Source organism: Roseixanthobacter glucoisosaccharinicivorans (genome assembly GCF_043195095.2).
Taxonomy (GTDB): Bacteria; Pseudomonadota; Alphaproteobacteria; order Rhizobiales; family Xanthobacteraceae; genus NCEH01.
On the sequence record NZ_CM195538.1, the window covers coordinates 4,392,308 to 4,417,759 of the forward strand.

The window sequence follows — 25,452 nt, forward strand, 5'->3', positions numbered from 1 at the left end:
AACCGGCGGCACGGCCCGCCGCCGGCTTCATCTTCCAACCGGGACATTCCCAGATGACGAAAATCGCTCTTGTCGGCTGTGGCCTTGTGGGGGGCTCCTGGGGCCTCGTATTCGCGCGCGCCGGCTTTGACGTGACGCTTTATGATCCCTCGCCCGCTTCCCTCCAGGCCGCGCTCGACTTTGCCGCCGGCGCCGCGCCCGGCCTTGCCGAACAGGGCCTGCTGAACGGCGAGACGCCCGCCGCCGTGCTCGCCCGCCTCAAGCCCGCCGCAAGCCTGGCGGAAGCCGTGGCCGATGCCGATTACATCCAGGAGAGCGCGCCGGAGCGCCTTCCCATCAAGCAGGCGCTTTACCGGGAGCTGGCCAAGCTGGTGAAGGCGGATGCGGTGATCGCCTCGTCCACCTCCGGCTTGCCCGCCTCCTCCTTCACCGCCGAGATCGAGGGCCGCGAGCGCTGCGTGGTGGCCCACCCCATCAACCCGCCGCACCTCATTCCGCTGGTGGAAATCATCCCCGCCCCTTGGACCGCCGCGAGCGTCGTCGAGCGTACCGACGCGCTGATGAAGCAGGTCGGCCAGGTGCCGATCCGCCTCAACCGCGAGATCGCCGGCTTCGTGGTCAACCGCCTGCAGAGCGCGGTGTTGGGCGAAGCCTTCCGCTTGGTGGAGGATGGCATCGTCTCCGCCACCGACGTGGATGCCGCCATCTCCGAGGGCCTTGGCCTGCGCTGGTTCTTCATGGGTCCGTTCGAGACGATCGACCTCAATGCCCAGGGCGGGGTCGCGGATTATTGCGCCAAGCTCGGCCCCATGTATTACGATCTCGCCAAAGAACAGGCCGACCCGCGCCCCTGGAGCGAAGCCCTGGTCGCGCAGGTCGAGGCGCAGCGGCGCGCGAAGACCCCGGCGGACAAGCTCGATGCCCGCAAGGCGTGGCGCGACCGTTGCCTCGCCGCCCTGGTGAAGGCCAAGCGCGCGGTCCTGAAGGAAAACGCCTGACCGGCGGCGGAGCGATCCGCCGCCCCTCGCCATCTCTCACAGAGTGCCCGCCATGCTGCTTGGAGTGATCGCCGACGACTTCACCGGGGCGAGCGACATCGCCAATACCATCGCCAAGGGGATCGCGCCGGAAGGCGGCCTCAAGACGGTGCAATATCTTGGCATTCCGACCGTGCCGGCGGCGGATGACGTGGAAGCCTGCGTCATCTCGCTGAAGAGCCGCTCCATTCCCGCGGCAGAGGCGGTGGCGCAGTCGCTGGCCGCGCTCGACTGGCTGGAGGCCCAGGGCTGCCGGCAGGTGATCTTCAAATATTGCTCCACCTTCGATTCCACACCGGAAGGCAATATCGGCCCGGTGGGCGAGGCCCTGGCGCGGCGACTGGGCGAAATGGGCGTGATCGCCTGTTCCGCTTTCCCCGATGCCGGACGCACCATCTACAAGGGCCATCTGTTCGTCGGCGACCGGCTGCTGAACGATTCCGGCATGGAGCATCATCCGCTCAATCCGATGACCGACGCCGATCTGCGGCGCTGGCTCCAGCTTCAATGCCAGGATCCGGTCGGCCTGGTGGATTGGCCCGTGCTCCAGCGCGGGCCTGAGGCGATCCGGGCGGGCCTTGTGGCCGCGTCGGAGAAAGGCGAGCGGCTCGTCATTGTCGATGCCCTGACCAATGCCGATCTGCTCGCCATCGCCGCCGCCTGCGCCGATGCCCGCCTGATGACCGGCGGCTCGGGCATCGCGCTCGGCCTGCCGCGCAATTTCATCAAGGCCGGCCTCGCCAAGGGCGGCAACCCGGCGGTGGACCTGATCGGCGGGCCGGAGGCGGTGCTGGTGGGCAGTTGCTCGCGCGCCACGCTCCAGCAGATCGACGTGCACGGCAAGGACCATCCGGTGCTCGCCATCGACGTGGACAAGGTGATGGACGGCTCCATCACGTCCGCCGATCTGGTCGCCTTCATCCAGGCGAACCCCGGCCACGCGCCGCTGGTCTATTCCTCCTCCAAGCCCGAGCAGGTGGCGGCGCTTCAAGAGAAGTACGGCCGCACCGAGGTCGCCCACAAGCTGGACGGCATCTTCGCGCAGACCGCCAAGGCGCTCTATGACGCCGGCATGCGGCGCATCGTGGTGGGGGGCGGCGAGACATCGGGCGCCGTGGTCTCGGCGCTCGGCGTCACCTCGTTCCGCATCGGCCCGGAGATCGACCCCGGCGTACCAGTCCTGGTGGCGGAAGATGGCACCGGCCTTGGGATGGCGCTCAAGTCCGGCAATTTCGGCGCGCCCGACTTCTTCGGCAAGGCGCTCGGCGCCATCGCCGGCACGGCGGAGGCCTGACCCATGGATGAAGCCGCCACCCGCGACCTTCTGGTGCGCCTGTCCCGCTCCTTGTTCGAGCGCGGCTATTCGGTCGGCTCGGCGGGCAACATCTCCGTCGCGGTCGAGGACGGGGTGCTCATCACCCCCACCAATTCCTGCCTCGGCTTCCTGGAAGCCGGCCGCATCTCCAAGCTGGACCGGGACTGGCAGCACGTGTCGGGCGACAAGCCCTCCAAGGAAGTGTTCCTGCACCGCGCCTATTACGAGACCCGCCCGGGCACCGGCGCGGTGGTGCATCTGCATTCCACTTATGCGACCGCGCTCTCCTGCTTGCCGGAGATCGACCCCGCCGACTGCATCGCCCCGCTGACGCCTTATGTGGTGATGCGGGTCGGCAAGGTGCGGCTCCTGCCCTATGTGCGGCCGGGCGATCCGGCCATGGGCACGCTGATCCGGGAGCTGAACGGGGAATGCGCGGCGGTGCTGCTCGCCAATCATGGGCCGGTGGTCACCGCCAAGGACCTCCAGGGCGCCGTCTATGCCGCCGAGGAGCTGGAGGAAACCGCCAAGCTGCTGGTGCTGCTGCGTGATCGCAATCCGCGCCTGCTCACGGCGGCGCAGATCGACGAGCTGAACACCGCATTCCCCAAATAGCCAGAGCCGCCCACCGATGACGACCTCCGCATCCGCGCCCCGCTCCTTGGCCCTCATCCACACGGTCGCCGGCCTCGTGCCGGTGTTCGAGGATCTCACGCGGCGCCATCTGCCCGGCTGGGAACCCTTCAACATCGTGGATGAAAGCCTGCTGCGGAACACCATCCGCACGGGGGAACTCTCCCGCCTCACCATGCGCCGGCTGGCCGGCTACGTGTGGTCGGCGGTCGATGCGGGCGCCGATGCGGTGCTCGTCACCTGCTCCTCCCTCGGCCCGGCGGTGGATGCCGCGATCCCGCTCTGCCCGGTGCCGCTGTTCCGGGTCGATGACGGCATGGCATTGGCGGCATTGGAAAAAGGCACTCGCATCGGGGTGCTGGCGACGCTCTCCACCACCCTCGTTCCCACCACCGATCTTCTGAAGCGGCATGCGGCGCAAAAGGGGGTTCGGGTGACGTTGAGCAGTGGGGTGTGCGAGGGGGCGTTCGACCGGCTCGCGGCGGGGGATCGGGCCGGACATGATGCGCTGGTGCGGGCCGAACTTGCCGCCCTGGCGCCCAAGGTGGATGTGGTCGTCCTGGCCCAGGCATCCATGGCGCGGGCGTTGGAAGGTCAAGGGGATAACGGCTTTTCCCTCCCCATCCTCACCAGCCCCGAACTCGGGATCCAGCACGTACGGCGGGCGCTGGAGCAGGCCTGACACCGGCAATGCCGAACGCCGGGCGCGGGCCGCGCATTCGGACATGTTTCACGTGAAACCAAGGACTTGCCGTAGACGAACAGCGGTTTAAAGACCCGTTTCCGCGCTCCACAGCGCGACGACACCGCGAGTTCGCCCAAGGTTCGGCACATATTTCCGAAGGCCTGCGAAAAACGTTCGGCGCGCGCATCCCCCGCCGGCTGCCGCGCCGGCTGCTGCCCCCGCCCGACGGCGCCGGACGACCGCGCCGGAGGCATCGGGCGATGATGGGGCGGGCGGATCGGGAGCGCGGCATCGCCCACCGCGCCCGGCGGGAGGTGCCCGCTATTTTGCCAGCGCGCGGGACGGCTCCCCGCGCGTCTTCTCGGCCCGCAGCCGGGCGCGCCAGACGCCGGCCTCCACCATGCCGGCGATGACATCGGCCATCACCTGCGCCACCGCCTCGCTGCCGCGCACGTTCATGGTGCGCTGGGAGACCACCACGGAGAGCCTCCAGGACGGGGTGGGATCGACGATCCGCACCGCCACCATCTCGCCGCGCGCCATTTCCTCGGTCAGGGCGAAATGGGGCATGACCGCGAACGCGGTGGACTGGCGCACCAGCTTGGCGATCGCCGGCAGGCTGTCGCAATCCATGGCTGTGGGCACCACGTCGTGGCGGGCGGCGAACTGTTCCACCACCGTGCGCAGCACGTTGGGGCGGCCCGGCAGCACGATCGGCAATTCGAACATGCGCTTGAAGGAAACCTCGCCTTCCGCCGCGAGCGGATGGCCGGGCGGGACGAACAACATCAGGTCCTCGACCATCATCTCGGTCCAGGCCACATGCTCGAACGCCTTGTGGTCGTACAGCAGCGCCACGTCCAGCCGGCCGAGCTGGAGGAATTCGTCCAGATAGCCGGTCATCGCCTCCACCACGTGCAAGGTGATGTTGGGCTGGTGCACGGCCAGGGCGTTGATGAGGGGAATAGACAGGCCCCGGCAGGCCGAGGTGGGCAGGCCCACGGAGACGCGGCCGGAGGGGTTCGCCGATTGCGAGCGCACCACGTCCTTCACCCGGTCCACCTCCTGAAGGATGCGGCGGGCATGATCATAGAGTTGCTGGCCGATTTCCGTAGGGGTCACGCCGCGCGCATGGCGCACCAAAAGGTCGACGCCCAGTTCATCCTCCAGGTTTTTCATCTGCTGGCTGAGGGAGGGTTGGGCGACCCGCAGGATTTCCGCGGCACGCGAGAAGTTTCCGCTTTCCGCAATCTGGACGAAGTATTTGAGCTGGCGAAGATCCATGGACCACCTTTGCAGACCCAGAATTCTCACGAGCAGATTCGATTTGTCAAACGACTTCCCACGCGCCAAGCTGCTTAAACTATGGGCAGCATTTTGTAAAAATCTGATATTTTTCAATTATTTATATCATTCTCACTAACATCGCTTCTGCCTATAAAATGCCTTCATAGGCCCACCCTATATCGACGATTGGAAAATCATCTTTGTCGATGGCCGGATCTTGTCGGTAGCTTTATTGTGCAGATGGGAACAGGGGCGAAATGCCCACACATCCTGTAGACAACAGGAGAATAAATACATGCCTTCACACAGCTTTTTACGTGGCCAGCTGCTGGCCGCGACGGTGATGCTCGGCCTGTCGTCCACGCTGGCGATGGCGCAGCAGCAGCCCTGCATCGGCAATTCCGCCGCCACCACCGGCCCCGCCGCATTCGGCGGCGCCGCCATCAAGATGGGCGCCGAGATCGCCATCGACGAGATCAACGCCAAGGGCGGCGTGCTCGGCAAGAAGCTCAGCTTCGTGCAATATGACGATGCCGGCGCCCCGCCGCGCGGCGTTGACAACACCCGCCGCATCGCGCTCGCCGACAAGTGCGTCGCCATCCTCGGCGGCTATCACTCCACCGTCGCGGTCGCCCAGGCCGAGCCGGTGAACGAGATCGGCATTCCCTATGTGGGCGTGCTCGCCGCCAACACGAAGGCGATCGAAAACGGCGCCAATCCCAATTACATGTTCCGCGTCTCGGCGAAGGACAAATGGGTGGCGCGCTTCCTGGTCGAACAGGCGCTGAAGGCCTCCAAGACCGGCAAGATCGCGTTCTTCTACGAGAACACCGGCTGGGGCAACGGCGCCCTGCCGGACGTGAAGGACGCCATGGCCAAGGCCGGCAAGGAGCTGGTGGCCACCGAGACCTTCAACTGGAACGACCAGGACATGAGCCCGCAGGTGATCCGCGCCCGCGACGCCGGGGCGGACGTGGTGCTGTTCTGGGCCCTGGATCGCGAAGGCAACCAGATCCTGCGCTCCATGGACAAGGTGGGCTACAAGCCCACGATCATCGGCGCCTGGGGCATCGCCGGCAATCTCGGCGAACTGGCAGGGCCGCTCGCCGACGGCGTGGAAGTGATCCAGACCTACACCTTCATGGGCGACATGGATGCCAAGAAGAAGGCGCTGTGGGAAAAGCTCCAGGCCAAGTACGGCCTGAAGCAGCCCTCCGACGTGAAGATGCCCTCGGGCGTCGCCAATGCCTATGACGCGGTCTATATCCTCGCCGCCGCCATCGAGAAGGCTGGCGCCTTCGATTGGAAGAAGGTGCACGACGCGCTCTACACGGTGAATCTCGACGGGCTGGTGGCCGAATACAAGCCCGCCTTCGACGCCAAGGACCCCGAGCGCCAGGACGCCATCCTGCCGAAATACTACAAGCTGACGGTGTGGGTGGACGGCAAGCTGCTGCCCATCGAGCAGACCAAGTACGGCAAGACCAACTGAGGTCCTGCCGGTCCCTTGGTCGTTCTCCTCCGGAGGACTCGGTCCTGCCCGGTCCTCCCCGGCCTTCCCCCTCCCTAGCCCTCCCCCGCAAGCGGGAGAGGGGACGTGTCCCGCGGCTTCAATTCGGCACGACATTGAAGCCAGGCGCGCCCTGCTCCCTCCCCCCTTGAGGGGGAGGGGTGGAGAGGGGGGTACGGCAGCGCCGGGATAACGGCTTCAGGTTCCTAGCGGAACCCCACCCCCCACCCTGCCCTCCCCCTCAAGGGGGGAGGGTGAAATGGGCACCGCAGCGCAATGACCACCTTCATTCAATACACCCTCTCGGGCCTCGCCATCGGCGGCATCTATGCGCTCGTCGCGCTCGGCTTCCACATCATGTGGACCGCCGCCAAGGCGGTGAATTTCGCCCATGGCGACACGCTGATGATCGGCGCGGTGCTCGCCGTGCTGGGGGTGGATGCGGGCCTGCCGCTGTGGCTCGCCTGCTTGCTGGGCGTCGCGGCCGGCGCGCTGTTCGGCATCTTGCTGGAGCGCTTCGCGGTGCGCCCGTTTACCGGCGGCACCACCTCCATCGGCTGGATGCTCACCACCATCGCGGTCGGAATCATGATCGAGAGCCTCGCCACCATGCAGTTCGGCGGCTTCTCCCGGCCCCTGCCCTCGCCCGGCGTGGAAAAGGCGGTGCACATTCTCGGCGCCGGAATCTATCCGCAGGAATTGCTGATCCCCCTGGTCGCGATCCTCGCCATGGTCGGCCTCAAATTCATGCAGAAGCACACGCTGGTCGGCCGCGCCATGCAGGCCGTGGCCCATGACAAGCGCGCCGCCGCCCTCATGGGCATCAATGTCAACCGCATCGTCGCCTTCTCCTTCGGGCTCGCGGCGCTGTTCGGCGCGGCCGCCGGCATCCTGGTGGCGCCGGTCATCCAGGTCTCCGCCACCATGGGCACGCTGCTGGGGCTGAAGGGATTTGCGGTGGCCATCATCGGCGGCATCACCTCCGCGCCCGGCGTGGTGATCGCCGGCCTGCTGTTCGGCGTGATGGAGAAATTCGTCGAGGGCTACATCTCCACCGCCGCCCGCGAAATCATCGGCTTTTCCTCCATGATCCTGGTGCTGCTGGTGTTTCCGCAGGGCCTGTTCGGCAAAAGGGAGGTGCTCAAGGTATGAGACACCTCACCAGCCTCGGCTTCCTCGTCTTCGCCGCGATCCTCGTCGCGGTGCCGCTCACCGCCGGCAATGAATACGAATTGCGCCTGTTCATGCTGTTCCTGATCTACGGCGTCATCGCCGTGGGCCTGAACGTGCTGGTGGGCCTCACCGGCCTCGTCTCGCTCGGCCAGGCGGGCCTGTTCGCGCTCGGCTCCTACACCGGCGCAATCCTCGCGGTGCGGCTCGGCTTCGACATGCTGAGCGCCAGCATCGCCGCCGCGATCGTCTCCGGGGTGTTCGGCGTGCTCTTGGCCTATCCCACGGTGCGGGTGCGCGGGGTTTATCTCGCCGTCGTCACCATCGCCTTCGGCATCATCGTGGAGAATGTCGCCATCGAGTGGCAGTCGCTCACCGGCGGCACCACGGGCCTCTCCTCCATCCCGCGCCCCAACATCTTCGGCTATCGCATCTCCGGCTTTGCCTTCTACGGCGTGCTCGCGGTGACGCTGTTCCTGGCGACGCTCGCCACCCACAATCTCAAGCGCTCCCGCTACGGCCGGGCCATGCTGGCGGTGTCGCAAAGCGAGACGGCGGCGCGGGCGCTCGGCGTGAATGCCACCGCCATGCGCACCCTCGCCTTCGTGGTGGCGTCGGTCACGGCGGGGATCGCGGGCAGCTTCTACGCCTTCCTCAATTCCTACATCTCGCCCGACATCTTCACCTTCTCGGACAGCGTGCGCTTTCTGCTGATGGTGATCCTGGGCGGGGCGGCCTCCACCTTCGGGCCGGTGATCGGCGCCTATATCCTCACCTATCTCCCGGAATTCCTGCAGCAATTCCAGCTCTGGCAGAAGTTCGCCTATGGCGCGCTGCTGCTGGTGGTGATGTTCGCCTTGCCGCGCGGCATCGTCGGCACGCTGTGGATGCTGGTTCAGCGCCTCAACCCCGAAAAGCGGGAGGCGGACCCCGCCGAGGGGATCAGCGCCGAACAGAGCCTGCGCCACGACGTGCGCGCGGGCGAGGCGGAGCTGGTGGCGCGCGACCTCACGGTGCGCTTCGGCGGCCTGACCGCCCTCTCCAAGGCCTCGCTGCGGGTGAAGCCGGGCGAGGTGCATGCCCTGATCGGACCGAACGGCGCCGGCAAGTCCACCTTCGTCAACACCATCTCCGGCTTCTACAAGCCGACGGAGGGCGAGTTCGAGCTGGACGGCATCCAGCTCACCGGCAAGCGCTCCCACGAGATCGCCCGCATCGGCTTGGCCCGCACGTTCCAGAACACCGAATTGTTCGGCGAGCTGACGGTGCTGGAAAACGTCATGGTCGGCTATCAGCAGCGCCTGACCTACGGCATTGCCGACGCGCTGCTGCGCACCCCGCGCCTGCGGCGCGAAGAGAAGGAAAGCCGGCGCGCCGCCATCGGCCTGCTCACCTTCGTCGGGCTCGATGCCTATGCCAACGAGCAGGCCCGCTTCCTGCCCTTCGGCCTGCAGCGCCGCCTGGAGATCGCCCGCGCGCTCGCCGCCAAGCCCCGCCTGTTGCTGCTGGACGAGCCGGCCGCCGGCCTCACCACCCAGGAGATCGACGCGCTGGAGGACATGATCCGGCGCATCGCCGCGCTCGGCATCTCGGTGCTGCTCATCGAGCATCATGTGGAGCTGATCATGGCGGTCGCCGACACCGTGACCGTGCTCGACTACGGCCAGGTGATCGCCAGCGACACCCCCGCGATCGTGCAGGAGGACCCGCGCGTGATCGAAGCCTATTTCGGCGCCCCCCTCGATGCCGCCAAGGCGGAGGACGTGGCATGAGCGAGAACGACATCCTGCTCGATATCCGCAGCCTGGAACTGCGCTACGGCGCGGCGGTGGCGGTGCGCGACATCTCGCTGAGCGTGAAGCGCGGGCAATTGGTGGCCGTGATCGGCAATAACGGCGCCGGCAAATCCTCCATGGTGCGCGGCGCCACCGGGCTCGTGCGCCCCTCGGGCGGCCAGGTGCTGTTCAAGGGCGAGGACACCACCCGCCTCTCCGCCGACAGGAAGGTGGCGCGCGGCCTCGTGATGGTGCCGGAAGGGCGCCTGCTGTTTCCCGACCAGAGCGTGGAGGACAATCTCATCCTCGGCGCTTATGCCCATGGCGGGCTGAAATCCGAGCGCTCCAAGGCGACGCTGGAGAAGGTGCTCTCTCTGTTCCCGCGCCTGAAGGAGCGGCTGCCCCAGCAGGCCGGCTCCATGTCCGGCGGCGAGCAGCAGATGCTGGCCATCGCGCGCGGCCTGATGGCGGAGCCCGAGCTGCTCATCATCGACGAACTCTCGCTCGGCCTCGCGCCCAAGATCGTGGACCAGCTGATGCGGGTCCTCGCCGACCTCAACGCGGCCGGCCTCACCATTCTGCTTGTCGAACAGCTGGCCTCCTACGCGCTCGCCATCGCCGACCACGCCTATGTGATCGCCAACGGGCGGGTGGCGCGCCACGGGCCGAGCGCGGAGCTCGCGCGCGACCCGGAGGTGATGGAGGCCTTCCTCGGCAAGAAGAAGACAGCCGCCTGAACGACGGCCGTCGCACCCGCTTCACCCGAAAACCAAGCCCGCCAAGGAGCGACCATGTCCAAAGTCATCGACCTCTCCCTCCTCATCGAGGACAATATGCCGGCCCACAAGCTGTTCCAGCGGCCGATCATCACCACCCATATGAGCCATGAGAGCTCCAAGGCGCTCGACCTCGGCGTGCCCGGCGACGCCATGACCTTCCAGACCAATTTCATCGCCATGCTCGACCATGTGGGCACCCATGTGGACGCCTATCGCCACGTGAACCCGGACGGCGCGCCGGTGGACGAGATGCCGCTCGAACAGTTCATGGGCAAGGCGGTGTGCTTCGACCTGCGCCATATTCCCGACCTCGGCGAAATCACCGTCGCCGACATGGAAGAGGCGGAGAAGAAGGCCGGCGTGAAGGTGGACGGCCACATCGTTCTGCTGTGCACCGGCTTCCACAAGCGGAATTATCCGAGCCTGGATTCGGTCTGGAAGAATCCGCTGCTCACCGCCGAGGCCACGAAGTGGCTCTATGATCGCGGCTCCAAGATGCACGGCGTGGAAGGTCCCTCCACCGACAAGCCCACCGACAACATCTTCGCCCAGCACCGGCTGTGCCGCGACCTCGGGGTCAGCCATTGGGAATGGCTGGTGAACCTGGAAGAGCTGGTGGGCAAGGGCGAGTTCCAGTTCTTCGGCGCGCCGCTGAAGTTCAAGGGCGGCTCCGGCTCCCCGGTGCGCGCGTTCGCCATCCTCAACTGAACGGGGCACAACGCCCCCTTTAATCGCAATATGCCCCCCTCTCCCGCGTGCGGGGGAGGGTTGGGGAGGGGGCAAAAGCCATCTCCCCATTTCCCGCACCTTCCGGCCTGCGGCAGACCCCCTCCCTAACCCTCCCCCGCAAGCGGGAGAGGGAATCTTCGTTCGCCTCCGGAGACTGCCCATGTCCGCCGCATTCGACACCATGAGCGCGCTGGAGCTGCGCCGGCGCATCCGCACCCGCGAAATCTCGCCCGTGGAGCTGACGCGGCGCGCGCTCGACAAGGCGCAGGCGACGCAAGGCACGCTGAACGCCTTCTTCGTGCTGATGGAGGACGAGGCCATGGCCGCCGCCCGCGTCGCCGAAGATGCGGTGATGAAGGGCGCGCCACTGGGCGTGCTGCACGGCCTGCCGTTCTCGGCCAAGGACCTGATGGCGGTGAAGGGCCAGCGCTATGCCTCCGGCTCGCGCGCCATGGCCGACAATGTCGCGAGCGTGGACGCGCCTGCCGTGGAGCGCGCCAAGGCGGCGGGCGGCATCCTCATCGGCAAGACCACCACCAGCGAATTCGGCTGCAAGCCGGTGGGCGACAGCCCGCTGACCGGCATCACGCGCCACCCCTGGAACCTCGACAAGACGCCGGGCGGCTCCAGCGCGGGGGCGGCGTCCTCGGTGGCGGCCGGCATCACGCCGTTCGCCCTCGGCACGGACGGCGGCGGCTCGGTGCGCATTCCCTGCGCCTTCACCGGGCTTGCCGGCATCAAGGGGCATTTCGGCCGGGTGCCGGTGTGGCCCACCTCGGCGACGCCCACGCTCGCCCATGTGGGACCCATCGCCCGCTCCATGGAAGACGCGGCCCTGCTGTTCTCGGCCATCGCCGGGCCCGACCGGCGCGACCCGTTCGGCGTCGCCGGCCCGGTGCCGGACGTGATGGGAGCGACCAAGGCTTCTGTTGCCGGCATGCGCGTCGCCTACAGCCCGACCCTCGGCTATGCCCGGCCCGACCCCGAGGTGGTGGCGATCACCGATCGCGCGGCGAAGACCTTCGAAACGCTCGGATGCGAGGTGGACTTGGTCGAAAGCGTGTTCGACAGCGATCCGGCCGATCTGTGGACCGCGGAATTCTATGCCGGCGTGGGCATTCGCCTGCGATCCTTCATGGAAAATCAGCGCGATTTGCTGGACCCGGCGGTGGCCGAGGTGCTCGCCCCCGCGCTCGCCCAGGAGATGCGCAGCTATTACACCAGCGTGTTCGAGCGCTACGCCTTGCGCGAGAAGCTGCGGACCTTCTTCGAGCGCTACGACATCCTGATCTCGCCGGTTCTGCCCGTGACCTCGCTCGACGCCGGCAAGAACATTCCCGACAGCCTGCCGGACCGCAATCTCGTGTCCTGGGTGTTCTATACCTATCCTTTCAATCTCACCGGCCAGCCCGCTGGCGCGGTGTGCGCGGGGATCGCGGGCGACGGCATGCCGGTGGGACTCCAGATCGTCGCGCGCGCCTATTGCGAAGAGGATGTGGTGCGCGCCGCCTGCGCCTATGCCCGCACCCAGCCGGCCGGCTACAATTTGCGGCCGTTCAACGCCTGAGCCAAGCGCCGGTGCCCATGGCCCGGCGGCTCGATCCCCGATGGTCTTGTTTTCGCTTGCGCTTATCGCCGCGACGGCGCGGGCAGCGAAAGCTTTGGCATGGATGACGAACCGGCTTTTGCTTTGCGGTATACTTCCGTAGGGTCATATATGCAGCGCACACCAGGCATTTGACACTGTCATCTGGCGTCCATAACGTCCCGCTACAATAATGTAATTAAGAATTACATATAAATGTAGGGATGAACGCCATGGACAAGACCCGCCGATCTTTCATCACCTCGATGGCGGCTGCGGCCGCCACCACCCCGCTGATCCTCTCCGCCAATGCGCAGACGGCGGCCAGCACACCGGCCCAACCCGCCAATGCCCCCGCCGCCAAGCCCGCGTCCGCGCCGGATGCCGACAACACCTTGAAGCTGTTGAGCTTTAAGCTTCAGAACGGCGCGCCCGCGCGGGTCGGCGTCGCGCTCGCGGACGGGACCGTGGTCGACCTGGTGGCGGAGGCGGCGCGGACCGGCAAGACGTTATCCTTTAATCCGGGCGACATGGTCTCGCTGATCGCGGCGGGCGATGCGGGTCTCGTCGAGGTGCGCGAGCTGGTGCGCGGCGCTGCGGCGGGTCGGCCGAAGCTCACCGAAATCGTCTATCTCGCGCCCATCCCCGATCCCCGGCGCAATATTTACGCGGTCGGCTGGAATTACCTGGAGCATTTCGCCGAAGGCCAGGCGGCGCGCAACACGGACGTGAAATATCCCGAGCATCCGGTGTTCTTCACCAAGGGCACCCATTGCATCAATGGCCCCTACGATTCCATCCCGTTCGACCCCAAGGTCTCCACCATGATCGACTGGGAGGGCGAGCTGGCGGTGATCATCGGCAAGCACGGCCGCAATATTCCCGAGGCCGAGGCCATGGATTACGTGTTCGGCTATTCGGTGATCAACGACACCACCGCCCGCGATGTGCAGAACGCGCGCCACGGGGGCCAATGGTTCAAGGGCAAGAGCCTGGACGGGCACGGCCCCATGGGTCCCTGGATCGTGACCAAGGGCGCGTTCGATCAGAACGACCTGCACCTCGTCACGCGGGTGAACGGGGTGGTGAAGCAGGACGCCAATACGAGCCAGATGTATTTCAAGGTGCCGCGCATCATCGCCGAACTCTCGCTCGGCCTCACGCTGGAGCCCGGCGACATCATCGCCAGCGGCACGCCTCCGGGCGTCGGCTTCGCGCGCAAGCCGCAGGAATTCATGAAGCCCGGCGACGTCATGGAAACCGAGATTACCGGCATCGGCCTGATCCGCAACGAGATCAAGTCGGTCGGCTGACGCGGGGATGAAAGCGCCCCTCCCTGCGCGGGGAGGGGCGCCAGCTCATTGCGCGGCCGGCTCTTCTTCTTCCCAGCGCACGGAAATCTCGATCAGATTCGCATCGGGATCGCGGATATAGACCGAGCGCAGCGGCATGGTTGCGCCGGTGCGGCGCACGGGGCCGGCGGCGATCGGCACCTGGCAGGCCGCGAGATGGGCGATCACGGCATCCAGCGGCACCGCCGAAAGCAGGCACAGATCCACCGAGCCGGGCGTCGGATGGGCCGCGACGGCGACGATATCCTGCTTCGAGCGGCCGTCCTGAAGATTGAATTTCTGCGCCCCGAACGCGAGCGCCACGCGGTTTTCGCCGAACACCTCTTTGCGCATGCCGAGAACGCGCGTGTAGAAGTCCACGGTGCGGTCAATGTCCGCCACCGTCAGCACGATATGGTCGATGGATGCGATCTGCACGCCTTGTCTCCGGCCGGTGTTTTCGGGCGCCGGAGGTTAGAACAAGCCGGCGCGGCCCGCCAGCGCGCGCGCTCAGCGCCGGCTTCTGGTGGGCGCGCGCCCGCTGATGGAGCGCACGAGGCCGGTCTTCACGCTCGCCACATGCTCGCGCATCAGCATTTCCGCGCGATACGCATCGCGCAGCAGGATGGCGTCATAGATGCGGTGGTGGTCCTCGTGGCGGCGGCGCACCTCGAGATATTCGAACGAGACCACATTGCGGTGGGAGGATTGCGGCACGCTCTGGCACATGCGGATCATGTCGCCCAGCATGCGGCAGCGCGAGGCGGCGTGGATGGTGTCGTGGAAGGCGAAATTGACCGCGCCATAGCCGATGCGGTCGGATTCCTCCAATTCCTCCTTGGCGAGAATGGCGTCGCCATCGGCGAGCGCGCCCTCGATCACCGCCCGCTCCGCGTCGCTCAGGCCGCGCTCGGCGGCGAGCCGGGCCGCGAGCGATTCCAGCATGGTGCGGATCTCATAGGCATCGACGATCTCGGACGTGAGGAACCGGCGCACCGAATAGCCGCGGTTCGGCGCATATTCCAGCAGCCCTTCACTGGCGAGCGATTGCAGCGCCGAGCGCACCGGCGTGCGCGACACCCCGAGCCGCTCGCTGAGGCGCACCTCATGCAGCCGCGCGCCGGGTTCGAAATCCCCCGAGAGGATCGAGGCGCGGATCCGGTCGGCGACGGAGAGCGAGCGGGTGGGCGCGCGCTCCGTGTCCACGCCGTCGGCGAAAGAGTCCGGGGCGGTTTCGCCGAACGCGTCGGAAACGGTCGCTGACATGCCCGGTGGTCGCTCCTTTTGATCAGCCATAGCCGCCATACCCGAACCCGCGCGAGGATACAATCCGACCCATGAGCGAAGCCTGCCTCCGGAGCGGAACCAGCTCCAGCTAGGACCGGGAAATGAACGGCTTCAAGCCTATATTGCGGGCAGAAGCGGGTGAATTTTTGAGCAAAAATTGTATACATTAATTATTGACGGTCACCGGATTGTACGCAATTTTTGACAGATCCAATCGTGCCAGGAAGGACTTTCGGCCCATGTCCGCCCCCCTCGCCTCCGCAGGATCAGCCACGCCCCCCGGGCGCGTTTCGCGCGCGTCGGCGGGACGGGACGGCGCCGCTGCGTGCTGTGGCGGAGCGGGCGCATGAGGGTCCGCGTCAGCCTTCCGCGCACCAAGGCGACGATCCTCGCGGGCCGGCCGATCCTGGCGGTGAATCCCGGCGGGGTCTCCTTGTCGGCGGTCGAGGCGCTTGCCGCCTGCGGCGCCGACTGCCTGTTCATTGATTGCGAGCGCACGGCGGTTTCGGTGGAAAGCGTGCCCATGCTCGCCCGCGCGGCGCAGGCCTGCGGCATGAGCGCGGTGGTGCGCTCGCCTTCCAAGGACCCCGCGATCCTCACCCGCTATTTCGATTGCGGCATCGACGGGCTGGTGCTGCCGCAGGTCGAGAGCGTGGAAACCTGCGCGATGCTCCATGCCACCGCCCGCGCCGCCACCCGCGGCCGGGAAGCCGACCTGATGCTGATCGCCCAGATCGAAAGCACCGAGGGCCACGCCCGGCTGGACGCCATCGCCGCCGCCCCCGGCATCGACCTGATCCTGGTGGGGCCCAACGACCTCGCCCATTCCATGGGTTTCCTCGGCAATACCAGCCGCCCCGAACTGGTGGCGGCGGTGGACGACATCACCACGCGCCTCGCCGCCGCCGGCCGCGCCTTCGGCCTGCCGGTGACCGAGCAGACCACCGCGCACTGGGTCGGGCGCGGCGCCACCTTCCTTTATGCGACGCTCGAATCCCTGCTGCGGCCCGGCCTGGCCGCCATCCGGCAGGCGGCCGTCGCATGAGCCACGCGCTTTTTTCCCGCATCGCTGAACTTCGCGGAGAGTTTCAATGACCATGCTGCCGCGCGACCGCGCGCCCTATTCCGCCATTGTGGACCGCCCGCCGCTCAAGCTGCCCGGCACGGCGCGCGTGGTTCTGTGGACCATCGTGAATTTCGAAGTGTGGGACATCGCCCGCCCCATGGCGCGGCAGGTTCTCCCCGCGCCCACCGGGCAGGTCCTGCTGCCCGACGTGCCGAACTGGAGCTGGCACGAATACGGCATGCGCGTCGGCGCCTGGCGCTTCTTCAAGCTGTACGAGAAGCTCGGCATCCGCCCCACGCTCTCCATCAATGCGCGCGTCACCGAGGATTATGAGCGCGTGGCCGCCCAGGCGCGTGATGCGGGCTGGGAATTCATGGGCCATGCCTATGACCAGGGGCCGATCCACAAGCAGGAAGACCAGCGCGGCATGATCTTCCGCTCCATGGACATCCTGGAGAAATTCACCGGCAAGCGCCCCAAGGGCTGGCTCGGACCGGGCCTGACGCAGACCCTCGAAACCCCGGAAAATCTCGCCGAGGCTGGCGTGAAATATATCGGCGACTGGGTGTGGGACGACGAGCCCTGCGACATCACCACCGCCAAGGGCCCGCTGGTGACGCTGCCCTATACGGTGGAGCACAACGACATTCCCATGATGGCGGTGGCCCATCATGAATCGCCCTATTGGGTGCAGCGCTTCAAGGACAGCATCGACCGCCTGCACGCCGAGGGCGCGGACCGCGCCAAGGTGCTGGCGGTGGCCATCCACCCCTACATCTCCGGCCAGCCGCACCGCATCAAGTATCTGGAACAGATCTACGATTATGCCGCCAGCCTCGGCGACGTGCTGTTCTGGAACGGGGAAGAGATCCTCGACTGGTACCAGGCGACCAAGACAAAGGCGTGAGTGTATCCATGAGCACCGCCTTTGCCGTTCCCGTCCCCGAGATCGTCGCGCTGCCCGTGGTGGGCCGCGCGACGCGCTTCCCGGTGCGCCGCGTCTATTGCGTGGGCCGCAATTATCTCGCCCATATCCGCGAGATGAAGGAAGCCGAGGACGAGCGCGACCCGCCGTTCTTCTTCCAGAAGCCGCGCGACAGCATCGTGGCGGACGGCGCAACCATCCCCTATCCGGCGGATACCAGCGATTTCCAATATGAGATCGAGCTGGTGGTCGCCATCGGCGCCGGCGCCCGCAACATCACCGTTGACCGGGCGCAGGACGCCATCTTCGGCTATGGCATCGGCATCGACCTCACCCGCCGCGACCGCCAGCGCGACTGCCGCGACAAGCGCCTGCCCTGGGAAGCGGGCAAGGCGTTCGATCTTTCCGCCCCCTGCGGCCCGCTCTATCCTGCCGGCACGGGCGGGGATCCGGCGCGGGGCGCCATCACGCTCAGCGTCAACGGCGTCGAGCACCAGCGCGGCGACCTCGCGCAGATGATCTGGAACGTGCCGGAAATCGTCGCTAACCTCTCGCGCTCCTATCGCCTGGAGCCGGGCGACATCATCATGACCGGAACCCCGGCCGGTGTCGGCGAAATGCAGCCGGGCGACCGCATCGTCGGTGCCATCGCCGGGTTCGGCACGCTGACGCTGACCATCGGCGAACCGGAGGCCTGAGACATGCTGCCCACCGAGCGCATCGCCTTTTCCCCGATCTCCCGCCGGCCCAAACTCACCTTGCCCGGCGGCGCCCGCATGGCGGTGTGGGTGATCGTCAATATCGAGGAATGGAACCCGCGCGAGACCATGCCGCGCACCGTCCTCACCCCGCCGGCCGGCGGCTCCCCGACCCCGGACATTCCGAACTGGGCCTGGCACGAATACGGCAATCGCGTCGGCTTCTGGCGCATGCTGGAAGTGTTCGATGAGTTCGCCCTGCCGGCGGTGCTGGCCATCAACGGTTCGGCCATCTCCAGCTACGCCCCGATCGCGGAAGCCGCGCTGGAGCGCGAATGGGAATTCATGGGCCACGGCTTCTCGCAGAAGAACATGCAGAAGGTGCCCGACGAGCGCGAGGACATCGCCAAGACCACCCAGGCGATCGAAGCCTTCACCGGCCGGCGCCCGCGCGGCTGGCTGGGGCCCGGCCTGACCGAGACCTGGGAGACCCCCGACATCCTGGTCGAGCAGGGCTATGATTATGTCTGCGACTGGGTGCTGGACGACCAGCCGGTGGTGCTGAAGACCCGCACGACGCCGATCGTCAATATTCCCTACACCCAGGAATGCAACGACGTGGCGATGATGCTGATCCAGCATCACAAGGCGAGCGAATATTACGATCGCGCCATCGACCAGTTCGAGCAGATCCACCATGACAGCCGCGACAGCGCGCGCATCATGGCCCTGGTGGTGCATCCCTACATCATGGGCGCGCCGCACCGGCTGAAGCATTTCCGCAAGATCTTCGAGACCATGAAGGCGAAGGACGACATCGCTTTCATGACCGGCGAGCAGATCTACGACTGGTACCTCGGCCAGCGCCCGGACGCCCTCAGCGCGGCGGATGCGGGATGAACAGCCTCAACGCCTTCCAGCTCCTCAACGGGCTCACCTTCGCGGCGCTGCTGTTCATCGTCGCCTCGGGCTTCACGCTGATCTTCGGCCTGCTGCGGATCGTGAATCTCGCCCACGGCGCGCTCTACCTCCTGGGCGGCTATGCGGGCTATGCCGCCGCGAGCGCCTCCGGCAATTTCTTCCTCGGCATCCTCGCCGCCATGGCGGTGGTGGCGGCGACCGGGCTGGTCCTCGACCAGGGCCTTTTGCGGTTCGTGCGCGGATACGAGCTGCGCCAAGTGCTGCTGACGCTGGGCGTCGCCTTCATCCTGAACGACATGACGCTGGTGATCTTCGGCGGCGATACCTACACGGTCCCGGCGCCGCAATTCCTGCGCGGGGCGGTGCGCTTCGCCGGGCTGTTCTATCCCAAGTATCGCCTGTTCGTGCTGGCGCTGGGCATCCTCATCTTCGTCGCGCTCTGGCTGCTGCTCAACAAGACCCGGCTCGGCGCCCTGATCCGCGCCGGCGTCGACGATCCGGAAACCATCGAGGCGATGGGCATCAACATCCGCCGCATCTTCCTTCTCACCTTCATGCTGGGCGCCGCCTTGGCCGGGCTCGGCGGGGCGGTGGGCGGCGCCTTCCTCACCCTTTACCCGAGCGCGGATGCGGAGATCCTGGTGTTCTCGCTGGCGGTGGTGATCATCGGGGGGCGCGGCAGCCTCGTCGGCGCGGCGGTGGGGGCGCTGATCGTCGGGCTGCTGAATACGGTGGGGCAGGTGATGTTCCCGGAATTCGCTTATTTCGTCATCTTCGGCCCCATGGCGGCGATCCTCGCCTTCCGCCCCCTCGGCCTGTTCGGAAAGGCGGCGTGATGACGTCCCCGGTTCCCAATCCCGCGCCGCTGCCCGCCCGGGACACCGGCATGTCCCGTCTCGCCATGGGCGCCGTCGCGGTGGGCGCCTTGGTGTTCGCGGTGCTGCCGCTGCTCCTGCCCACCTATCAGGTGAGCATCCTGACCGAGGTGCTGATCTTCGCGGTGCTGGCCATGGCGGTGGATGTTCTCGCCGGCTACACCGGCCGCACGCCGCTGTGCCATGGCGCCATCTTCGGCGTCTCCACCTATGTGGTGGTCTATTGGACCGCCCATATGGGCGGCTCGCCTTATGTGGGCGCGATGGTGGGCATCCTCGCGGCGACCGGAGTCGCGGCGATCTTCGCGCTGCTGGCGATCCGCACCTCCGGGGTTTACTTCCTGCTGCTCACCCTCGCGCTCGGCATGATCGTGTGGGGCGTGTGCCTGCGCTGGACCAGCGTCACGGGCGGGGAGAACGGCCTGCGCGGCGCGGTGCGGCCCTCAGCCCTCGCCGATGGCTTTGCCTTCTATTACGCGGTGTTCGTGGCGGTCGCCGTGGTCGCCTTTGTGATGTGGCGGTTCGTGCGCTCGCCGTTCGGGCTGACGTTGCGCGGCATCCGCGACAGCGAGAGCCGCATGCGCTCGCTCGGCTACAATGTACCGGCGCATCTGTTCCTGGCCTTCACCGTCTCCGGCTTCTTCGCGGGCATCGCGGGGGCGCTCTACGCCATGTTCAACGATTTCGTCAGCCCCTCGACGGTGGGCCTCTCCCAATCTGTGGAAGGGCTGCTGATGGCGATCACCGGCGGGGTCGGCACGCTGTTCGGCGCGTTCATCGGCTCCTTCGCCATCATCGGGCTGGAAAACATCGTCAGCCTCTACACCGAGCGCTGGCAGAGCGTGCTCGGCGCGATGTTCGTGCTGATCATGATCTTCGCCCCCGAGGGCATCCTCGGGCGCATTCGCAGCTTTGTGGCGCAACGACGCCGCTGAAGACGACAACAATCAATTCCAGACAGGAGCGGGACAGATGGATCGCAGGACGTTTCTGAAATCAAGCGCCGCGCTGGCCGCCGTCGGCACCGTGGCCATGCCCTATGTGGCGCGCGCGCAGGCCAGCGGGCCGATCAAGATCGGCGTCATGGCGCCGCTCACCGGGGTGGTCGCCGCCGGCGGACGCGAGATGGTGGACGGCTTCAACATGTATTGGGAAGAGCGCGGCTTCCAGTCCGGCGGCCGCAAGGTGGAGATCGTCGTGGAAGACGACGCCTCCAACCCCGATACCGCGCTCCAGAAGGCCCGTCGCCTGGTCGAACAGGCCAATGTGGACATGCTGTTCGGCAATCTGCTGGCCAACACCGGCCTTGCGGTGGCCAATTACGTGAAGGGCAACGGCATGCCCTATTTCATCCCGATCATCGCCGCCGACGATCTCACCCAGCGCCACCGCATCAAGAACGTGATCCGGGTGGCCGGCTATACCGCGAGCCAGTTCCCCCGTCCGCTCGCCGACTGGTGCCTCAAGCAGGGCTATCGCAAGGTCGCCACCATCAGCCAGGACTATACGTTCGGGCACGAGCAGTGCGGCGGCTTCTGCCAGACCTTCACCGAGGGCGGCGGCAAGGTGCTGGGCCAGTTCTGGCATCCGCTGAACACCTCGGACTTCAGCCCCTATCTCGGCCAATTGGCCAATCTCGGCGCCGACGTGATCTTCTGCATGGAAACGGGCGCCGACGCCGCGCGGCTGATGCAGCAATATGCGAATTTCGGCCTGAAGGGCCAGATCCCGCTGGTGGGCGCCATGAACGTCACCGACCAGTCGGTGATCCGCACCATGGGCGACGAGGTCGAGGGCGTGGTGGTCGCCGCGCATTTCGCGGAAGGCTCGGACAATCCGCGCACCAAGGAATTCGTGGCGGCCTACGGCAAGAAATTCTCGAAGCTGCCCTCGCTCTACGGCTTCTCCATGTATTCCGGCGCCATGTGGATCGACGAAGCGCTGAAGCCGCTCAACGGCGCGACGGCGGACCGCGATGCGTTCCTGGCTTCGGTGATGAAGACCGAACTCGTCAATTCGCCGCTCGGCACCACCGTGAAGCTCGATGCCTTCGGCAATCCGATCTACGACGTGTCGATCCGCAAGGTGGTCAAGAATGCGGATGGCAAATATTGGAACGTGCCGATTGCCTCCTATCCGCAGGTGTCGCAATTCTGGAAATATGATCCGGAAACCTACATGAAGCAGCCGCCCTATTCGCGCGACTTCCAGGGCATCAAGAAAAGCTGAGATGCCGCAGCGGAGCCACCTTTTCCCCATTTGGAGGCTCCGCATCGGCTGGCGAGAGGGGTGGGCTCAGCCCTGACGCCGACCCCTCTCGCTTTCCCCTTCGCCGGCAGGCTCGCCGGCATCGAACCGAGGCGCCCCGCGTCGTGACCGATTTTCTGCAACTCGATTCCGTCACCGTCCAGTTCGGCGCGTTGCGCGCCGTCGATGACGTGTCGATCCGTGTCCGAGAGGGCGAGCGGCGCGCCATCATCGGCCCCAACGGCGCCGGCAAGACCACCTTGTTCAACGCCATCACCGGCGTGGTCGCCGCCACCTCCGGCCGGGTGATCTTCTCCGGCAAGGACGTGACCCGCGCGCCGGTGCACGTGCGCGCCCGGCGCGGCATGAGCCGCACCTTCCAGATCACCAATCTGTTTCCCAATCTCACGGTGGCGGAAAACATGCGCCTCGCCGTGCGGGGCCTCTCGCCGCGCAAGTTTTCCTTCTTCGGCCAGGATGCGCTGGATGGGGAGGAAACCCGCCGGGCGGGGGCGGCGCTGGAGATTTCCCGCCTGCACACCCGGCGCGACGCGGCGGTGAAGGAACTCTCCTATGGCGAGCAGCGCCAGCTGGAAATGGCCATGGCGCTGGTGGCTCAACCCAAGCTGCTGCTGCTGGACGAGCCCGCCGCCGGCCTCTCCCCGGCCGAGCGCGTCATCGTCTCCGACATCATCCGCGCCCTGCCGCGCGAGCTGACACTGGTGCTGATCGAGCACGACATGGACCTGATCCTCTCGCTGGTGGACTACGTCACCTGCCTCAACAACGGCAAGCTGCTGGTGGAGGCGCCGCCGTCGGAAATCCGCGGCAATAGCGACGTCCAGGACGTCTATCTCGGCAAGGCGCGCCACAATGCTTGAGGTTGAGGACATCCATTCCTATTACGGCGACGCCCATGTGCTGCACGGCGCCAGCCTGAATGTGGGCAAGAGCGAAGTGGTCGCCCTGCTCGGCCGCAACGGCATGGGCAAGACCACGCTCATCCGCTCCATCATGGGCCTCTCGCCCCCGAACGTGCGGCAGGGCGCGGTGCGCTGGAAGGGCAAGAGCCTGCTCGGCGTCGCGCCCCATCTGATCGCCCGCAGCGGCATCGCCTTGGTGCCCCAGGGCCGGCGGCTGTTTCCCTCGCTCACCGTGACCGAGCACCTCACCGTGCTCAAGCCCGCCAGCGCCACCCATGGCTGGACGGTGGCCAAGGCGTTCGAATTCTTCCCCCGCCTCGCCGAGCGGCGCTCTCATCGCGGCAACCAGCTCTCCGGCGGCGAGCGGCAGATGCTCGCGGTGGCGCGCGCGCTGATGATCGACCCCGAGCTGATCTTGATGGACGAGCCCTCCGAGGGCCTCGCGCCGGTGATGGTGCAGCATCTGGAAGGCATCATGATGGAGTTGAAGCGCGCCGGGCTCTCGATCCTGCTGGTGGAGCAGAACCTCTATAGCGCCCTGGCGGTGGCGGACCGGGTCTACATCCTGGAAACCGGACGCGTGGTACACGAGGCGCCCGCCGCCGAGATCGCCCGCCAGCCCGAAACCCTCACCCGCTTCCTCGGCGTGCACTGAAAGGCCTCACCATGACCGAAGATGATTGGACGAGCCGCATGCGCGCGCTCAATGGCGTGACCCTCGATGCCGCCCAGGCGGCGGCGGCGCGCGACGTGGCGCTGGGGATCAACGCGACCATCGAAGCCGGCGCGCGCGAGCGGATCACGCTCGCCGATGCCCCGTGGAGCTTCGCGACTTTGTGCGCCAGCTTCACCGCGCCGACCCCCGACACGAAGGCCAAGCCATGAGCGAAATGCAGGAATGGGGTGTCGTCGCGACCGCCGACGCCATCGCGAAGGGTGAGGCTTCCGCCGAGCAGGTGGCCACCCTTGCCCTCGACCGGCTGAAGCGCATGGGTCCGCGCTTCAACGCCATCATGCTGATCACCCGCGACAGCGCGCTGGAAGCCGCGCGCGCGGTGGATCAGGCGCGGGCCCGGGGCGAGACGCTCGGCCCGCTCGCCGGCGTGCCGCTCGCCCATAAGGATCTCTATTACCGGGCGGGGCGCGTGTGCACCGGCGGATCGCTGATCCGCAAGGATTTCGTGCCGGACGTCACGTCCACCGCTCTGGAACGTCTGGACGCGGCGGGCGCGCTGGATCTCGGCACGCTCCACCTCGCCGAACTCGCGCTCTCGCCCACCGGCTTCAACGCCCAATACGGCCACGGGCTGAACCCCTGGAACACCGCTTATGGCGCGGGCGGCTCGTCGTCCGGCTCGGGCGCGGCGGTGGCGGCGCGGCTGGTGCCGGCGGCGCTCGGCTCGGATACCGCAGGCTCCATCCGCCATCCCGCGGGCATGTGCGGCATCACCGGCATCAAGCCCACCCACGGCCTGGTGCCGCTGTATGGCGCCATGCCGCTCGCCCCCTCGCTGGACACGCTCGGCCCGCTCGCCACCAGCGCGCGGGACGCGGCGCGCATCCTCTCCGTGATCGGCGGACCGGATGCCCGCGACGCCTCCAGCGTGAACGCGCCGGTGCGCGATTACGAGACCGCGCTGACGGGCGATCTGGCCGGCCTCACCATCGCGGTGCCGCAGGCCTATTATCGCGAGGCCGCGACGCCCGAGATCAACGCCCTTCTGGACGAAAGCCTGCGCGTGATGAAGGACGCCGGCGCGCGCGTGGTCGAGACCGCCGTGCCGGACATGGCGCTGGTCAATGCGCTCATCATGCTGGTGATGGCGGTGGAGGGGGCGACCCTGCATCGCAAGGCGCTGGTGGAGCGGCCGCAGGACATCGGCGCCCAGGTGCGCGCACGCCTGATGCCGGGCCTCTCCTACCCCGCGACCCGTTACGCCGAGGCGCTGATGATGCGCGCCACCATCGCCCGCGAATGGCTCGCCGCCGCCATGGGCGAGGCGGACATGGTGCATATCCCGACCTTCGCCATTCCGGTGCCGACGATCGCGGAGACCACCCAGGCCGATTTCGCGACCGTGCTCGGCAAGCTCACCCATTGCACGCGCGGCATCAATTATCTGGGCCTGCCGGCGGTGGCGGTGCCGTGCGGCTTTACGCAGAACGGCCTGCCCGCCTCGTTCCAGCTGGTTGGCCGTCCCTATGCCGAGGGCGTGCTGCTGCGCGCGGCCGACGCCTATCAGCACCGGACCGATTTTCATACGCGCATCCCGCCGGATTGCGGCGCGCTATAGGCCGGCTCGACCTTCATGGCTCGACGCTGTTGAGGAGAGAAACGTCATGCACGGGCTTGTCCCGTGCATCCACGCGGCACCGCTGGCACCGGCTCTTCAAAGCCTGCACGTTCGGCCCGGCATGGATGGCCGGGACGCGCCCGGCCATGACGACCGGTGAAAGAAAGACAATGGCGCGCACGTGCCGTCAGGCGGCTCGACGATGCACCACGCCGCTGAATGTCGATCGGCGCGTGCTCTAACGAATGTTTCGGGCCGATCCGGCCCAGCCACACCGGCGGCACGGCCGCCAACACATGCGGCGGGGAGACTTCCCCGCCGTCCGCGCCGGAAGAACGTCCCTCCAAAGCGGAGGCGGCGCGCTTCGGCGCGTCTGCGTT

Annotated in this window: 25 protein-coding genes; 22 read left to right on the plus strand and 3 right to left on the minus strand. The window is 66.9% G+C overall.

Going from position 1 to position 25,452, the window contains the following annotated elements:
* Positions 1 to 53: 53 nt before the first annotated feature.
* Genes V5F78_RS20340 through V5F78_RS20355 form a run of 4 tightly spaced genes read left to right on the plus strand, consistent with a single transcriptional unit; the run spans position 54 to position 3,667 of the window.
* The gene (locus V5F78_RS20340; RefSeq protein ID WP_394070610.1) at positions 54 to 998 is read left to right on the plus strand and encodes a 3-hydroxyacyl-CoA dehydrogenase; all 945 of its coding nucleotides are present in this window, start codon (positions 54 to 56) and stop codon (positions 996 to 998) included.
* 52 nt (positions 999 to 1,050) lie between these two features.
* Complete coding sequence (gene otnK / locus V5F78_RS20345) at positions 1,051 to 2,331, plus strand: 3-oxo-tetronate kinase (protein ID WP_394070612.1); 1,281 nt, start codon at positions 1,051 to 1,053, stop codon at positions 2,329 to 2,331.
* 3 nt (positions 2,332 to 2,334) lie between these two features.
* A complete protein-coding gene (otnC, locus tag V5F78_RS20350) occupies positions 2,335 to 2,967 on the plus strand; it encodes a 3-oxo-tetronate 4-phosphate decarboxylase (protein WP_394070614.1) in 633 nt (210 codons plus the stop codon).
* A gap of 16 nt (positions 2,968 to 2,983) precedes the next feature.
* The gene (locus V5F78_RS20355; RefSeq protein WP_394070615.1) at positions 2,984 to 3,667 is read left to right on the plus strand and encodes an aspartate/glutamate racemase family protein; all 684 of its coding nucleotides are present in this window, start codon (positions 2,984 to 2,986) and stop codon (positions 3,665 to 3,667) included.
* Positions 3,668 to 3,991: 324 nt separating this feature from the next.
* Here the strand turns inward: V5F78_RS20355 and V5F78_RS20360 are convergent, their stop codons facing one another.
* The gene (locus V5F78_RS20360; protein WP_394070617.1) at positions 3,992 to 4,954 is read right to left on the minus strand and encodes a LysR family transcriptional regulator; all 963 of its coding nucleotides are present in this window, start codon (positions 4,952 to 4,954) and stop codon (positions 3,992 to 3,994) included.
* 346 nt (positions 4,955 to 5,300) lie between these two features.
* Between V5F78_RS20360 and V5F78_RS20365 the strand changes: the two genes are divergently transcribed.
* The 7 genes from V5F78_RS20365 (at position 5,301) to V5F78_RS20395 (ending at position 13,818) form a co-directional block, all read left to right on the plus strand.
* On the plus strand, positions 5,301 to 6,449 hold the full coding sequence (locus V5F78_RS20365) for an ABC transporter substrate-binding protein (protein ID WP_394070894.1): 1,149 nt from the start codon (positions 5,301 to 5,303) through the stop codon (positions 6,447 to 6,449).
* Positions 6,450 to 6,743: 294 nt separating this feature from the next.
* Positions 6,744 to 7,619, plus strand: coding sequence for a branched-chain amino acid ABC transporter permease (locus V5F78_RS20370; protein WP_394070618.1), 876 nt, complete (start codon positions 6,744 to 6,746; stop codon positions 7,617 to 7,619).
* Complete coding sequence (locus V5F78_RS20375) at positions 7,616 to 9,409, plus strand: branched-chain amino acid ABC transporter ATP-binding protein/permease (RefSeq protein ID WP_394070620.1); 1,794 nt, start codon at positions 7,616 to 7,618, stop codon at positions 9,407 to 9,409. Before V5F78_RS20370 ends, V5F78_RS20375 begins: the two co-directional genes overlap by 4 nt.
* The gene (locus V5F78_RS20380; protein WP_394070622.1) at positions 9,406 to 10,149 is read left to right on the plus strand and encodes an ABC transporter ATP-binding protein; all 744 of its coding nucleotides are present in this window, start codon (positions 9,406 to 9,408) and stop codon (positions 10,147 to 10,149) included. Before V5F78_RS20375 ends, V5F78_RS20380 begins: the two co-directional genes overlap by 4 nt.
* Positions 10,150 to 10,203: 54 nt before the next feature.
* Positions 10,204 to 10,899, plus strand: coding sequence for a cyclase family protein (locus tag V5F78_RS20385; protein WP_394070624.1), 696 nt, complete (start codon positions 10,204 to 10,206; stop codon positions 10,897 to 10,899).
* 181 nt (positions 10,900 to 11,080) lie between these two features.
* Positions 11,081 to 12,487 carry an amidase family protein gene (locus V5F78_RS20390; protein WP_394070626.1) on the plus strand — a complete coding sequence of 469 codons (1,407 nt, stop codon included), beginning with the start codon at positions 11,081 to 11,083 and terminating at the stop codon, positions 12,485 to 12,487.
* A gap of 251 nt (positions 12,488 to 12,738) precedes the next feature.
* Positions 12,739 to 13,818 carry a fumarylacetoacetate hydrolase family protein gene (locus V5F78_RS20395; RefSeq protein WP_394070627.1) on the plus strand — a complete coding sequence of 360 codons (1,080 nt, stop codon included), beginning with the start codon at positions 12,739 to 12,741 and terminating at the stop codon, positions 13,816 to 13,818.
* Between the two features lie 45 nt (positions 13,819 to 13,863).
* Here the strand turns inward: V5F78_RS20395 and V5F78_RS20400 are convergent, their stop codons facing one another.
* Positions 13,864 to 14,274: a VOC family protein gene (locus V5F78_RS20400; protein ID WP_394070628.1), complete on the minus strand. Its 411-nt coding sequence runs from the start codon at positions 14,272 to 14,274 to the stop codon at positions 13,864 to 13,866.
* Between the two features lie 72 nt (positions 14,275 to 14,346).
* Positions 14,347 to 15,102, minus strand: a complete 756-nt coding sequence (locus V5F78_RS20405) for a GntR family transcriptional regulator (RefSeq protein WP_394070629.1) — start codon at positions 15,100 to 15,102, stop codon at positions 14,347 to 14,349.
* 367 nt (positions 15,103 to 15,469) lie between these two features.
* On the opposite strand from V5F78_RS20405, the gene V5F78_RS20410 reads away from it, so the two are divergent.
* From V5F78_RS20410 to V5F78_RS20460, 11 genes are all read left to right on the plus strand, one after another.
* Entirely contained in the window at positions 15,470 to 16,168 is a 699-nt protein-coding gene (locus tag V5F78_RS20410) for an HpcH/HpaI aldolase family protein (RefSeq protein ID WP_394070630.1), read from the plus strand.
* Positions 16,169 to 16,214: 46 nt separating this feature from the next.
* Entirely contained in the window at positions 16,215 to 17,096 is an 882-nt protein-coding gene (locus tag V5F78_RS20415) for a polysaccharide deacetylase family protein (RefSeq protein ID WP_394070631.1), read from the plus strand.
* Between the two features lie 8 nt (positions 17,097 to 17,104).
* The gene (locus V5F78_RS20420; RefSeq protein ID WP_394070632.1) at positions 17,105 to 17,812 is read left to right on the plus strand and encodes a fumarylacetoacetate hydrolase family protein; all 708 of its coding nucleotides are present in this window, start codon (positions 17,105 to 17,107) and stop codon (positions 17,810 to 17,812) included.
* A 3-nt stretch (positions 17,813 to 17,815) separates the two neighbouring features.
* Positions 17,816 to 18,712: a polysaccharide deacetylase family protein gene (locus V5F78_RS20425; RefSeq protein ID WP_394070633.1), complete on the plus strand. Its 897-nt coding sequence runs from the start codon at positions 17,816 to 17,818 to the stop codon at positions 18,710 to 18,712.
* Positions 18,709 to 19,569 carry a branched-chain amino acid ABC transporter permease gene (locus tag V5F78_RS20430; protein WP_394070634.1) on the plus strand — a complete coding sequence of 287 codons (861 nt, stop codon included), beginning with the start codon at positions 18,709 to 18,711 and terminating at the stop codon, positions 19,567 to 19,569. Before V5F78_RS20425 ends, V5F78_RS20430 begins: the two co-directional genes overlap by 4 nt.
* Positions 19,569 to 20,543, plus strand: a complete 975-nt coding sequence (locus V5F78_RS20435; RefSeq protein ID WP_394070635.1) for a branched-chain amino acid ABC transporter permease — start codon at positions 19,569 to 19,571, stop codon at positions 20,541 to 20,543. The genes V5F78_RS20430 and V5F78_RS20435 overlap by 1 nt, the downstream gene beginning before the upstream one ends.
* Before the next feature lie 37 nt (positions 20,544 to 20,580).
* Positions 20,581 to 21,837 (plus strand): ABC transporter substrate-binding protein, encoded by a 1,257-nt coding sequence (locus V5F78_RS20440; RefSeq protein ID WP_394070637.1) that lies wholly within the window; start codon positions 20,581 to 20,583, stop codon positions 21,835 to 21,837.
* Between the two features lie 143 nt (positions 21,838 to 21,980).
* On the plus strand, positions 21,981 to 22,736 hold the full coding sequence (locus tag V5F78_RS20445; RefSeq protein ID WP_394070639.1) for an ABC transporter ATP-binding protein: 756 nt from the start codon (positions 21,981 to 21,983) through the stop codon (positions 22,734 to 22,736).
* Positions 22,729 to 23,433, plus strand: coding sequence for an ABC transporter ATP-binding protein (locus V5F78_RS20450; RefSeq protein WP_394070641.1), 705 nt, complete (start codon positions 22,729 to 22,731; stop codon positions 23,431 to 23,433). The genes V5F78_RS20445 and V5F78_RS20450 overlap by 8 nt, the downstream gene beginning before the upstream one ends.
* A gap of 11 nt (positions 23,434 to 23,444) precedes the next feature.
* The gene (locus tag V5F78_RS20455) at positions 23,445 to 23,663 is read left to right on the plus strand and encodes a hypothetical protein (RefSeq protein WP_394070642.1); all 219 of its coding nucleotides are present in this window, start codon (positions 23,445 to 23,447) and stop codon (positions 23,661 to 23,663) included.
* Entirely contained in the window at positions 23,660 to 25,072 is a 1,413-nt protein-coding gene (locus tag V5F78_RS20460) for an amidase (protein ID WP_394070644.1), read from the plus strand. Before V5F78_RS20455 ends, V5F78_RS20460 begins: the two co-directional genes overlap by 4 nt.
* Positions 25,073 to 25,452 lie beyond the last annotated feature (380 nt).